The sequence below is a fragment of the Streptomyces sp. NPDC002698 genome (assembly GCF_042888945.1).
Taxonomy (GTDB): domain Bacteria; phylum Actinomycetota; class Actinomycetes; order Streptomycetales; family Streptomycetaceae; genus Streptomyces.
On the sequence record NZ_JBIAQM010000009.1, the window covers coordinates 196,386 to 209,745 of the forward strand.

The 13,360-nt window shown below is 70.2% G+C and carries 6 protein-coding genes; 3 read left to right on the forward strand and 3 right to left on the reverse strand.

The window, feature by feature from the left end; genetic code table 11:
- Positions 1-37: 37 nt before the first annotated feature.
- A complete protein-coding gene (locus ACFYW9_RS16110) occupies positions 38-4,564 on the reverse strand; it encodes a DUF6531 domain-containing protein (protein ID WP_389149995.1) in 4,527 nt (1,508 codons plus the stop codon).
- 63 nt (positions 4,565-4,627) lie between these two features.
- On the opposite strand from ACFYW9_RS16110, the gene ACFYW9_RS16115 reads away from it, so the two are divergent.
- Positions 4,628-5,800 (forward strand): DUF6183 family protein, encoded by a 1,173-nt coding sequence (locus ACFYW9_RS16115; RefSeq protein WP_389149998.1) that lies wholly within the window; start codon positions 4,628-4,630, stop codon positions 5,798-5,800.
- Between the two features lie 362 nt (positions 5,801-6,162).
- Here the strand turns inward: ACFYW9_RS16115 and ACFYW9_RS16120 are convergent, their stop codons facing one another.
- Positions 6,163-7,692 carry a UDP-N-acetylglucosamine 1-carboxyvinyltransferase gene (locus tag ACFYW9_RS16120; RefSeq protein ID WP_351861500.1) on the reverse strand — a complete coding sequence of 510 codons (1,530 nt, stop codon included), beginning with the start codon at positions 7,690-7,692 and terminating at the stop codon, positions 6,163-6,165.
- Positions 7,693-7,922: 230 nt separating this feature from the next.
- Entirely contained in the window at positions 7,923-8,117 is a 195-nt protein-coding gene (locus tag ACFYW9_RS16125) for a DUF4236 domain-containing protein (protein ID WP_266763518.1), read from the reverse strand.
- A gap of 526 nt (positions 8,118-8,643) precedes the next feature.
- Here ACFYW9_RS16125 and acnA point away from each other — a divergent pair.
- Together acnA and ACFYW9_RS16135 are read left to right on the forward strand one after the other, a co-directional pair.
- Positions 8,644-11,358 (forward strand): aconitate hydratase AcnA, encoded by a 2,715-nt coding sequence (gene acnA / locus ACFYW9_RS16130; RefSeq protein WP_389150003.1) that lies wholly within the window; start codon positions 8,644-8,646, stop codon positions 11,356-11,358.
- A 459-nt stretch (positions 11,359-11,817) separates the two neighbouring features.
- Positions 11,818-12,963, forward strand: coding sequence for a lytic polysaccharide monooxygenase (locus ACFYW9_RS16135; RefSeq protein ID WP_389150006.1), 1,146 nt, complete (start codon positions 11,818-11,820; stop codon positions 12,961-12,963).
- The last annotated feature ends 397 nt before the right edge of the window (positions 12,964-13,360 follow it).

Genomic DNA, 13,360 nt, shown 5'->3' on the forward strand with positions numbered 1-13,360 from the left:
GGCCGCCGACCGTGTGAACCGGCGGCCCCGCGGCGGCTCACACGGGATAGGCCGTGTGGATGTTGCCGTCGCGGATGACGACTTCGACCACGCTCGTCGGCTGGCCGCTGCCGTTCACGCCGACGATATCGCCGTAGTCGAAGCGATGCAGGTGGGAGTTCTGGCCGGCCCGAGCTCGTGGGTTGGGCAGGGCCGGTGTCCCGTCGACGCCCTCCATGAGCCTCCGGCCGAGCACGAAGTTGTCGCCGTCCCAGAGGAAGTCGTCGTTGAACTCGCCGGGGATCCTGGGTTCCGGCCCGGTGGGGTCCGCCGCCTCCCGGACCCGGTCCTGGGCGCCGGGGCCGTGCTGTCCCTCGATGTGGTTCTCGCGTGCGGTGTCGATTCCGTGGTTGCTGCCCTCGCAACTGACCAGGCCCAAAGGGTCTGTGAAGCGCAGCGGATTGCTGACGTACGCGTGGTGGTTCGGTGCGGGGGCGAGGCCCAGCGGGTCGGCGCTGATGTAGCGGGCGGTCTCAGGGTCGTAGTAGCGCCGGAAGTTGTAGCGGAGGCCGGTCTCGGCGTCGTGGTACTGGCCCGGGAAGCGCAGAGGACAGTCGACCAGGTCCTCCGCGCCTCCGACAGAGCTGCCCCACAACGTGGTTCGGGCCCGCCACGCGACCCTGCCCTCCTCGTCGATCAGTTCGGTGGGGGAGCCGACCAGGTCGGTGACGATGGCGTAGAAGCGGCGGTCGACCTCGTCCTGGTCGATCTGGAGCAGTGCGCGATCGGTGCCGGGAGCCCATTCCCAGCTTCTGGTGGGGCCGTCGCCGGAACCGCTCTGTTCGGCGAGGTGCGAGCCGTCCCAGGTGAAGACCGTCTCCTCGGTCGGGCGGCCGTCGTCGCCGAGCAGACGTTTGGCGGTGCGGCGGCCGAGACCGTCGTACACGTACGCCCAGCGCCGTCCGTCCGGGGTGGTGACCTGGGTGAGTCGGTCCTCACCGTCCCAGGCGTACGTCCACACCCGCGCGCCGCCGGACAGCAGCCTGCGTGACTGCCGGACGAGGCGCCCCTGCGCGTCGTGGACGTAGGTCACATGGCCCGCCCGGCGCACGAGCGTGCCGTCGTGGATCCGGTCCCCCTGCGGGTTTCCGGGGGTTTCGGCCAGGCTGACATTGCCCGCGGCGTCGTACGCGTAGCGTTCCGACCATCCCGCGGCGGAGACCGTCTCCACCCGGCCGAGGCGGTCATGGGTGAACCGGCGCGTTCCGAAGGTCTGGTCGTCGACGGCGGTCAGGTCACCGTCCTGCCCGTACAGGTACGAGCGGTGCAGCAGCGGTGTGCCGGACGGGCCGGCGCCGTGCGCGGCGTTTCCCGTGACCGTCTGGCCGGTCAGGCGATGGCCCGCGTCCCACTCCTGGGTCAGCACCGCCGTGTCACCGAGTCGCCGTTCGGTCTCGTGTCCGGACTCCCCGTAGCCGAAGGAGAGCGTGTGCTCGGCGAGCCGAACCTGGGTGGGGCGGTTGTTCGCGTCCCATTCCCACCGGCTGACGGCGCCCGACGGAGTGCTTCGTTCCAGCCGCCTGCCGAGGATGTCGTACGTCGTGCGCAGGGTGCGGCCGCCGCACTCCTCGGCGACTATGCGGCCCACCGGGTCGCGGGTGAGGGTGAGCGCCGTGTCAGGGGTGACGGCTCCGACGAGGCGACCGGCGGCGTCGTGGGAGAAGGTCGTGACGGTGCCACCGGAACGCTGCTCCACGATCCGCCCGCACGCGTCACGCACATAGGCGGTGACCTCGCCCGCGCCGTTGGTGCGGCGGATCAGACGGCCCGCCGCGTCGTAGACGTAGGCGATGGTACGGCCGTTGAAGTCGGTCTCACGCAGGAGGCGGCCCGCCGGGTCGTACGCGTACGACCACTGTGCGCCGGACGCGCTTGTCACGCGGGTGAGCCGTAGCTCGGTGTCGTACTCGAACCGCACGGTCGAACCGTCCGCGTCGGTGCGCGTGCTGATCCGGTCGAAGCGGGTGATGGTGTGCGTGACGTGCCGACCGTCCGGGCCGGTGTAGCGGACCGTGTTGCCCTCACCGTCATGGGTCCACCGCTCGCGGCGCCCGTCGGGCATGGTCCGCTCGGCGAGGTGACCCTCCACGGTCCAGCACGTGCGGGTCGTGGCACCGGTGGCGTCGACCGACTCGACGATGCGCCCGAAGGCGTCGCGGGCGACGCGAGTGGTGCCACCCAGCGGCGCGGTCGTGGAGTCGGGCAACCCCAGCGGGCCGGACTCGACACGGTGGGTGGCTCCCAGGGCGTTGGTGACACTGAGGAGTCCGCCGGACGCGTCATGGGTGAACGTCGTGACGGCTCCGCCCGGATCGACCGTCGCGGTGGTGCGGCCCAGCTCGTCGTACACGTAGCCGCGCCGGGCGCCGGTCGGGAGCGTGATCGACAACGGCCGGTCGGAGGTGTCGTACTCGGCTGTGGTGACCGTGCCGTCGGGCCGGACCACGGACGTCAGATTCCCGCGCTCGTCGTAGGTGAAGCGGGAGGTGTGGCCCAGCGGGTCCGTCCGTGAGAGCAGCCGGTCGTACGCGTCCCACTCGGCGTACGAGGTGTTGCCGAGCGGGTCGGTCTGGGCCACGAGCTGGCGACGCTCGTTGTGCCGATACGTGGTGGTGCGGCCCAGTGAGTCGGTGTAACGCGTCTCGCGGGTCTCCGGGGCGTAGACGATGGAGCAGGAGAGGAAGCCGTCGGCGCCTTCGCCTCGTACGCAGCGGTCCTGGCCGTCGTAGGTGAAGCGGTACCAGGAGCCGTTGCGGTCGGTCCAGGACGTGACGCGTGCCCGGTCGTCGTAGGTGAGCCGGAGCGGCAGGCCGCTGGAGTTGCGTATCTCGGTGAGATGACCGTCCGCGTCGTACCCGTAGCGCAGCAGCGTCGTGCCCTCGGCCCCGGCCTCCGTGCCGCGCAGCCGCAGCCCGACGACGCGCTCGCCCTCGGTGTCGATGTGCAGGTGGCGGCCGCCGGAGTCGCGGACGGCGGTCGGTGAGCCGGTCTCGTCCCGGTCGAAGTCGATGCGCCGGCCCTCGCGGTCGGTCACCGCGGCCAGGGGGAGGGTGAACGCGTCGTCCGCGGAGGTGGACCGGCCGAGGGGCGCGAAGTGCCGGGTGTGACCGGTGCCGGGATCGGTGACACGGATGGGGGTACCGGGCTCCCCGTCCCAGTCCAGTGGCCAGCGCGGACCCTCCAGCGGCATGACCGAGGTACCGGGTGTGGGCACGGGGTAGAGGAGGATCATGCCGTCCTCGGTGGCGAAGACGGCGCCGTCGCCGTCCAGTTCGAGACGCTCGTCGAGCGTGGAGGCCCAGGACGGGCCGAACCAGTGCCCCCACCGGTACGTCGACAGGTGGGTTCGCCGCAGGACGAGCGGGAGCAGACCCGGAAGCTCGACGTCGGTCTCCTCCATGAGCATCTCGCCCGACACCATGTCGACCGGGTCGCCGTTCTTGCAGCGCGACTTGGCGCGCTTGCCCGCGGCCACCGCGTCGTCCGCGCCCCGGCGGAGCCCACCCCTCAGTGCCTTGGCCATGCCCTTGAGGCCCAGCTTGCCGAGGCCCTTCATTCCCTTGGCGAGTCCGCCGAGCGTGGTGAGCCCCTTCATGCCCGGTATGCAGTCCAGGGCCGCGAAAGCCACATCCCACAGGGAGGCTTGACCTTTCGCGTATTTGTCGAGGGTGTCGGCGAGGACGACGAGTGCGGCGATCAGCACGATCGCGCCGAGGATCGGCCCTCCGATGATCATCGCGATGATGCCCACCACGGCGACGACGACCTTGCAGACCGCGACGATGGTGTCCCAGTTGTCGGTGAACCAGTCCCCGACCTCCTCCCACCACTTCCGGTTGTGGATCCCCGCGTCCGACGCTTCGTCGATCTTCGTCTTCGCGGCGTGCGCGGCTTCCTCGCGCATCTTCCGCGCGTCTTCGGCCATCTTCTTGGCGGCGTCGACCGCGCTGCCGGCGGAGGTGACGTCCGACCGGGCCGAGGTCTGCGCCGACTTCGCGTGCTGGGCGTCGCGGGTGGCGGCACGGACCTTCGACTCGTCCGGCTTCTCGGTGTCCTTGCTGCCGGTCGGATCGTCCTTGTACTTGTCCGCTTCCCTGTTGGCCCGCGTCACCCACGAATCAGCCGATGAGAGACGGGACTTGGCGGAGGTCAGATCCGCCTGCGCCTCACGCCCCTTGGCGAGCGCCTTGTCCGCCAGCGCCTGCGCCCGCTCCAGCCTGGGCCAGTACTCCGCGAGCGCGTCCCCCGCCATCTCGTACGACTTCTTCAGCTTCGCCAGTTGCTTCGGCACACCCGAGAACTCGTCCTGGAACGCTTCGGCGGACTTCCCCGCCCACGCCAGAACAGCGTCCTCACCCGCCATCCCCTTGACCGACCGCAAGGCGCCCGCGACATCTTCGGCGAAGTCGTGCAGGGTCTTCGCCAGATGCCGCACCCGGTCCGGATCTCCCGGAGTCGGATCCTTCTCCAGATCCAGAACATGCCAATCCGTCGGCCGGTGTCCCACGTTCGTCCCCCGTCGCATGGCTTCACTCAACGCGCGTACGCCTCAGCAAAGTTACTTGATGCCCGCTCATAGACTTCGGGCGTGAACGACAACCAAGCAACGCCCGGTGACGCCGCTTCCCGTCGCCCCCTCGGGAACCTGTCCGGCATGGCGGAGCTCAGGCTTCGGGCCGAGGCGCACCCCGAGGAGCTGTACGAGGCGGCGGAGCGGCTGTGCCGTGAGGCGTCCGATGACGGCTCCGCGGCATCCGCCGCGGCCGTGCGGACCATCGGACGCGTCGCCGACGTTCTCGCCGAGACGCGGTCCCGGGACTGCGCGAGGTTCGCCGTGGACCTGGTGGGCCGGCTGCTGCCGACCGGCCCCGTGGGCCGGGAGGAAGGAGACCGGCTACGGCGATCGGTGGCCGCGAAGCTGGCCAAGGCCCAGCAACTGCGCGACCTGGCAGCCCTGTTCGAAGAGCTGCCGGACGACGCCGAGGACCCTTCGACGGACGTGCGCGCCTGCCTCCTCGGGGAGCTGGCCCTGATCGGCGCGGGACGCGGCCGGCCCGACCTCGACGCCTACGCGGAGCGATTGCGAGAGCTGGGGCACCCGCTGGCCGTGCTGCCCAGGACGCGGCTCGACATCGAACACCGTTTCACCGTCCGTGTCCGGGGCCTCGGCTCCGTCAAGACCCCTGACCAGCTCCGGTCGCGATTCCCGGAGATTTCCCCGACCCACAGCGGTGCGGCGGCGGGACACACGGCCGGGCAGACACCCGACGGCACGCGTGCGCGGGCCGCGGCGGAGCCGTTCACCGTCGGCGGATGGGCCCGTGAACCGGAGGTGCGCTTCTTCACGCTGCCGCGGCCGCTCGACCCGGACGACTTCAACATCTCCTTCGTCAAGGAACTGCCGCTGGACTGCATGGTGGGCGAGGGCACGCGCCGGGGCGGAGCCGTGGCCTGCCGGACGACGCCCGACGATGTGCTCAACACGCTGTTCGCGGCGGCGTACGACGGTGGGGTGAACGGCAGGCCGCAAGGTGGCGCGTACGCCCGCCTGTACGCCTGGAACAGTCTGTACGCGCTGCTGGGTCTGCCCGCCGACGTCCCGTTCCCGGAAGCGGTGGAGCAGGCCCTCGACCACCGTTGGCTGCGCTTCATGGCGTTCACGGACTGGTTCCACCACGACACGGCGGACGAGGCTTTCGCGGTACTGGATCCCACCCGTACACGGGTGACGGTGCTGGCAGCGACGGACACCGACGGCTAGCCGCGACGGGGCGAACGTTGCCTGTCGCGGCACCAGCGGCCGGGCCGGCACCACGGAGCCGACCTCCGACCCCCGTCCCTCGCCCTTTCAGCCCCTCGCATCTGCGCCCCCGCCCGTGAATGGTCCGCGGGGCCGGAGCCGGCCGGCAGGAGCGTCCGCGACCCGGGCCGCCGAGAACCTGCCGTTCGTGGTGCTGGCCATCGCCCTGGCCGGCCGCGTCCATGCCTTCGGGCGCACGCGCGAAGTGGGTCGCGACCGACAGGCGGCCTGAGCCCGGGGAAGTCCCACGGACACCACAGCGCCCTGCCGGATCCGTTCGCACACGGGTCCAGCAGGGCGCGGCGGCTCCTCGCGGTGTGGGCTCAGATGTCCCGGAAGATCTCGATCTGCGCGCCGATCGAGTTCAGGCGCTCGGCGAGGTCCTCGTAACCGCGGTTGATGACGTACACGTTCCGCAGCACCGAGGTGCCGTCGGCCGCCATCATCGCGAGCAGGACGACCACGGCGGGCCGCAGCGCGGGCGGGCACATCATCTCGGCGGCGCGCCAGCGGGTCGGGCCCTCGACGAGCACCCGGTGCGGGTCGAGCAACTGGAGCCGGCCGCCGAGGCGGTTGAGGTCCGTGAGGTAGATCGCCCGGTTGTCGTAGACCCAGTCGTGGATCAGCGTCTGGCCCTGCGCGGTGGCCGCGATGGCCGCGAAGAACGGGACGTTGTCGATGTTCAGGCCCGGGAACGGCATCGGGTGGATCTTGTCGATGGGCGCCTCCAGCTTGGAGGGCCGCACGGTCAGGTCGATCAGCCGCGTACGGCCGTTGTCCGCGAAGTACTCGGGCGTGCGGTCGTGGTCGAGGCCCATCTCCTCCAGGACCGCGAGCTCGATCTCCAGGAACTCGATCGGCACCCGGCACACCGTCAGCTCGGACTCGGTGACCACGGCGGCGGCGAGCAGGCTCATCGCCTCGACCGGGTCCTCGGAGGGCGAGTAGTCCACGTCGACGTCGATGTTCGGCACACCGTGCACGGTGAGCGTCGTGGTGCCGATGCCCTCCACCCGTACGCCCAGCGCCTCCAGGAAGAAGCACAGGTCCTGGACCATGTAGTTGGAGGAGGCGTTGCGGATGACCGTGACACCGTCGTGGCGGGCGGCGGCGAGCAGCGCGTTCTCGGTGACCGTGTCCCCGCGCTCGGTCAGCACGATCGGCCGACCGGGTGTCACGGACCGGTCGACGCGGGCGTGGTAGAGCCCCTCGGTCGCGGCGATGTCGAGGCCGAACCGGCGCAGCGCGATCATGTGCGGCTCGATGGTGCGGGTGCCGAGGTCGCAACCGCCCGCGTAGGGCAGCTTGAAGGCCTCCAGGCGGTGCAGCAGCGGGCCGAGGAACATGATGATGGACCGCGTGCGGATGGCGGCCTCGTGGTCGATGGACTCCATGTCCAGCGCGCTGGGCGGCACGATCTCGAGGTCGACCCCGCCGTTGATCCAGCGGGTGCGGACGCCGATCGAGTTGAGGACCTCCAGCAGGCGGTAGACCTCTTCGATCCGGGCCACCCGGCGCAGCACCGTGCGCCCCTTGTTCAGGAGCGTCGCGCACAGCAGGGCGACACAGGCGTTCTTGCTGGTCTTGACGTCGATGGAGCCGGACAGACGGCGGCCGCCGACGACCCGCAGATGCATCGGACCCGCATATCCGAGCGAGACGATCTCGCTGTCCAGGGCCTCGCCGATCCGGGCGATCATCTCAAGGCTGATGTTCTGGTTGCCGCGCTCGATGCGATTGACGGCGCTCTGACTCGTGCCGAGTGCCTCGGCGAGCTGCGACTGTGTCCAGCCCCGGTGTTGCCGGGCGTCACGGATGAGCTTGCCGATACGTACGAGGTAGTCGTCTGCCATGGCGCGACCGTATATCGGATGTGAGATAAACAAAAGTGGAGCGCCGCCTTCCGGGTGGCAGGGGTCACCGGGCGGTGTTCGAGGGGCAGTTCGGGTGCCCCGCACCGGCGCGACGACGGCGCCCGCGGGGTGCCGGCCGGCCCCGCGAGCCCGTGTCGCCGTCGTCGGATGCCGTGAGGAAGCGCTTCCGTGATGGTTCGTCGTATATGGGTTTTTTTGTCGCTCTTAAGTCACTTTGCCTTACGTGTGGTCTTGCGCCATCCGAACGGCCCCGGCAGGTCCATCGACGTCGTGCGGCGCCCGGTGCTGCTGTGTGTGCGCTTCGGCCCGTTCTTTCCGCCCGAGGTGATGGACCACGACTTGCGATTGATGTTGAGCCGCAGTCCGGGAAGGATGCGGAAGCTCTTGCGGAAGGTGAGCGGCATGGTGCCCCCCCTGTGTCGGTCGCGCCGGGACGTTCCCGGCGCACACCGGGTACCCCGAAACGGCCCCGATGTGCCTGTCCTCGACTTCGGTGCGTCAGTTTCCTTCGCGAGGGGCCGCGCTGCCCTTCTCCGGGTCCTCGGATTCCGTCGGGTCTTCGGTCGCGTCCCTTGGCCGCCGTGCACTGGTCGCGCGTGACGCCCGGGAGTGCGGCCGGGGCCGGGAGGGCCGTCGGTCCGGGATGTCACGCCCGGTCGATGCCGGGTGATGCCGGAAGATGCGGGCATTCCTCCCGGGGCGGGACAAGCGGAACGGCCCGGACATGCGGGCGTGCGGACATGACCTGTCCGCCCCCATGCACTAGAGTTATCTCGACATCGAGATATCTGCCGAGGCGTACCGCAGACAGCGCGCCGCCATCGGTCCGGCGGTAAGGGTTACCTAACTTAGCCTTACCTTAGCGGATCGGCCATGGCGTCGTGGCGGCAGGATGCGGTGGGAACGCGCACATCAATGAAGGAGACTGTCGTGTCGGCGAACAGCTTCGACGCCCGCAGCACGCTGCAGGTGGGCGACGAGTCGTACGAGATCTTCCGGCTGGACAAGGTGGAAGGCTCGGCTCGCCTTCCGTACAGCCTGAAGGTGCTGCTGGAGAACCTGCTCCGCACGGAGGACGGCGCGAACATCACCGCCGACCACATCCGGGCGCTCGGCGGCTGGGACTCGCAGGCCCAGCCCAGCCAGGAGATCCAGTTCACGCCCGCCCGCGTGATCATGCAGGACTTCACGGGCGTGCCCTGTGTCGTCGACCTCGCCACCATGCGCGAGGCCGTCAAGGAGCTCGGCGGCGACCCGGCGAAGGTCAACCCGCTCTCCCCGGCCGAGCTGGTCATCGACCACTCCGTCATCGCCGACAAGTTCGGCACGAAGGAAGCCTTCGGCCAGAACGTCGAGCTGGAGTACGGCCGCAACAAGGAGCGCTACCAGTTCCTGCGCTGGGGCCAGACCGCCTTCGACGACTTCAAGGTCGTCCCGCCGGGCACCGGCATCGTCCACCAGGTGAACATCGAGCACCTGGCGCGCACGGTCATGGTCCGAGGCGGCCAGGCGTACCCCGACACCCTCGTCGGCACCGACTCGCACACCACGATGGTCAACGGCCTCGGCGTGCTCGGCTGGGGCGTCGGCGGCATCGAGGCCGAGGCCGCGATGCTCGGCCAGCCGGTCTCCATGCTCATCCCGCGCGTCGTCGGCTTCAAGCTGACCGGCGAGCTCACCCCGGGCACCACCGCCACCGACCTCGTGCTGACCATCACCGAGATGCTGCGCAAGCACGGTGTCGTCGGCAAGTTCGTCGAGTTCTACGGCGAGGGTGTGGCCGCCACGTCGCTGGCCAACCGCGCCACCATCGGCAACATGTCGCCGGAGTTCGGCTCCACCGCCGCGATCTTCCCGATCGACGGCGAGACCATCAAGTACCTCAAGCTCACCGGCCGCTCCGAGCAGCAGCTCGCGCTCGTCGAGGCGTACGCCAAGGAGCAGGGCCTCTGGCTCGACCCGGCCGCCGAGCCCGACTTCTCCGAGAAGCTGGAGCTCGACCTCTCCACGGTCGTCCCCTCCATCGCCGGCCCGAAGCGCCCGCAGGACCGCATCGTCCTCGCGAACGCCGCCGAGCAGTTCAAGAGCGACGTGCGCAACTACGTCGCCGACGACGACGAGGCGGGCAAGGAGTCCTTCCCGGCCTCCGACTCCCCGGCGGCCGCCAACGGCGTCCCGTCCAACCCGGTCACGGTCACGGCCCCCGACGGCTCGACCTACGAGATCGACCACGGCGCGGTGACGGTCGCGGCCATCACCTCCTGCACCAACACCTCGAACCCGTACGTCATGGTCGCCGCCGCGCTCGTCGCGAAGAAGGCCGTGGAGAAGGGCCTGACCCGCAAGCCGTGGGTCAAGACCACCCTCGCCCCGGGCTCCAAGGTCGTCACCGACTACTTCGACAAGGCGGGGCTCACCCCCTACCTCGACAAGGTCGGCTTCAACCTGGTCGGTTACGGCTGCACCACCTGCATCGGCAACTCCGGCCCGCTGCCGGACGAGGTCTCCAAGGCCGTCAACGACCACGACCTCGCGGTCACCTCGGTCCTCTCCGGCAACCGGAACTTCGAGGGCCGTATCAACCCCGACGTCAAGATGAACTACCTGGCCTCCCCGCCGCTGGTCGTCGCCTACGCCCTCGCGGGCTCCATGAAGGTGGACATCACCCGCGACGCGCTCGGCACCGACACCGAGGGCAAGCCGGTCTACCTGGCCGACATCTGGCCCTCCGAGGCCGAGGTCAACGACGTCGTGGCGAACGCCATCGGCGAGGACATGTTCAACAAGTCCTACCAGGACGTCTTCGCGGGCGACGCCCAGTGGCAGGCGCTGCCGATCCCCGAGGGCAACACCTTCGAGTGGGACCCGCAGTCGACGTACGTCCGCAAGCCCCCTTACTTCGAGGGCATGACGATGGAGACCACCCCGGTCTCGGACATCGCCGGCGCGCGCGTCCTCGCCAAGCTGGGCGACTCGGTCACCACCGACCACATCTCCCCGGCCGGTGCGATCAAGGCCGACACCCCCGGAGGCAAGTACCTCACGGAGCACGGTGTCGAGCGCCGTGACTTCAACAGCTACGGCTCGCGCCGCGGCAACCACGAGGTCATGATCCGCGGCACGTTCGCCAACATCCGCCTGCGCAACCAGATCGCGCCGGGCACCGAGGGCGGCTACACCCGCGACTTCACGCAGGACGGCGCCCCCGTCTCCTTCATCTACGACGCCTCGCGCAACTACATCGACCAGGGCATCCCGCTGGTCATCCTGGCGGGCAAGGAGTACGGCTCCGGCTCGTCCCGCGACTGGGCCGCCAAGGGCACCGCGCTCCTCGGCGTCAAGGCCGTCATCGCCGAGTCGTACGAGCGCATCCACCGCTCGAACCTCATCGGCATGGGCGTCCTGCCGCTCCAGTTCCCGGAGGGCGCGACGGCCGAGTCCCTCGGTCTGACCGGCGAGGAGACCTTCTCCTTCACCGGTGTCGAGGAGCTCAACAACGGCACCACCCCGCGCACGGTGAAGGTCACCACCGACACCGGCGTCGAGTTCGACGCGGTCGTCCGCATCGACACCCCCGGCGAGGCGGACTACTACCGCAACGGCGGCATCATGCAGTACGTGCTGCGCAACCTGATCCGCAACTGAGCACTCCGGTGACGCAGTCGTAGGGCAGCTCCGCAGGAGTCGAGGGCCGCATCCCCGGTTGACGGGGGTGCGGCCCTTCGCCGTCGCCCCGAACTCCCTTGCGGGGCATGGGCGATGCGCGGACGGAACAACGGATTGCGTCCGGCGCGGGACCGCGATCGCCCCAAGCGCGGTGCGTCCGGGGGGCCTTGCCGGCCACGTCCGTGACCGTTCCGTCCCGGTCGCCGTGTTCCGGTGGCCCGCGACGGGCCGGTGCCGGCCACGTCCCATGGGCCCGACCGCGGAAACGGGACACCGGCCCGGCGGGTTCGCGCGATGCGCCAGGCGTTTACAGGGGTCCCTGCGCGCGCTACTTTCCGAGTGAGGTGGGAGCGCTCCCATGGGGCGGACCGGAACCCGCCCCCGGGCCGCTCCCACCTCGCTCCGATCCCGCACGGTCTCACGAAGGGATGGATTGTCATGCACTTGACAAGCTCACGTCTGGCGAGGCTGCGTTCGCCCGGCCCACGTCCTGCCGGCCCCCGTTCGGCCGCGACGCGACGGCCGCTCTCCCGGTCACTGCTCCCCGGCCGCCGCCCGTCCCCCTTCCTGGTCCTCCTCGCCCTGCTGGCCGTGCTCCCGGCCCTCGCCCTGATCGTCATGACCGGCGGCCGGGCGGAGGCGCACGGCACCCCCATGAAGCCCGGCAGCCGAACCTTCCTGTGCTGGCGGGACGGGCTGACCGACACCGGTGAGATCAAGCCGGTGAACCCGGCCTGCAAGGCGGCGCAACAGGTCGGCGGGACCACGCCGTTCTACAACTGGTTCTCGGTGCTGCGCTCGGACGGGGCGGGACGCACCCGCGGCTTCGTCCCCGACGGCTCGCTGTGCAGCGGCGGCAACCCCAACTTCTCGGGCTTCGATCTGCCGCGCTCCGACTGGCCGTTGACCCACCTGACCGCGGGCGCGACCGTCGACTTCGCGTACAACGCCTGGGCCGCGCACCCCGGCTGGTTCTACGTCTACATCACCAAGGACGGCTTCGACCCGACCAGGACCCTCACCTGGGACGCCATGGAGGACCAGCCGTTCCTCACCGTCGACCACCCGCCGCTCAACGGCACCCCGGGCACGGTCGAGGCCAACTACTCCTGGAGCGGCAGGCTGCCGGCGGGCAAGACCGGCCGCCACATCGTCTACATGGTCTGGCAGCGCTCGGACAGCGCGGAGACGTTCTACTCCTGCTCCGACGTCGTCTTCGACGGCGGCAACGGCGAGGTCACCGGCATCCACGATCCGGGCAACCCGACCGAACCCCCGCCCGGCACCTGCTCGGCGACCCGGCGCACCACCGGCAGCTGGCCGGGCGGTTACCAGTCCGAGGTGACGGTCACCAACACCGGCACGGTCCCGATGCTCGGCTGGATGGTCGACTGGACGCTGCCGGGCGGGCAGTCGGTCGCCAGTCTGTGGAACGGCAACGCGACCTACAGCGGCCAGGACGTGATGGTGCACAACGCCGGCTGGAACGGCTCACTCGGTCCGGGAGGCAGCACCACGTTCGGCTATGTCGTCCAGGGCTCGGGCGGTGATCCGGCAACGGCCCTTCCCTGCCGGGTCGGCTGAACGAGCGAGGCTCGGGGCGGACCGGGCGGGTGGGTTCGGGCCCACCCGGTCCGCGAGCCCGGACGCGGCGGGGGAGGCCCTGCCCGGGATGGTGCGGCTTGTGGCGACCGGAGTGCACGACAACGTTGTCGAACGGTCTGCTCACGACTCTACCGCCTCAACGGACAACGATGTCAAGCACGTTGACGGCCCACCTCGGCGCGTTCGCGCCCCTCGGAGACGGGTGCCGGACGCGCCGGCGGCCGGGGGCGGGCGGGAGGCGGGTGGCAGGCGCAGCGCCGCTCGGCGGCCCGGGCGGGTCACCGGTGGCCCGGGAAGGCGCGACACGTCCGGGAGCGCCGTCCGTGACGCCATCGGAGGAGGTGCCGGGCGCGTCTCCGACGATGCAGGCGGTCTT

Coding starts and splice junctions, on each gene's coding strand:
- ACFYW9_RS16110 (WP_389149995.1), bottom strand. CDS start 4,564: ATGCGACGGGGGACGAACGTGGGACACCGGCCGACGGATTGGCATGTT.
- ACFYW9_RS16120 (WP_351861500.1), bottom strand. CDS start 7,692: ATGGCAGACGACTACCTCGTACGTATCGGCAAGCTCATCCGTGACGCC.
- ACFYW9_RS16125 (WP_266763518.1), bottom strand. CDS start 8,117: ATGCCGCTCACCTTCCGCAAGAGCTTCCGCATCCTTCCCGGACTGCGG.
- ACFYW9_RS16135 (WP_389150006.1), top strand. CDS start 11,818: ATGCACTTGACAAGCTCACGTCTGGCGAGGCTGCGTTCGCCCGGCCCA.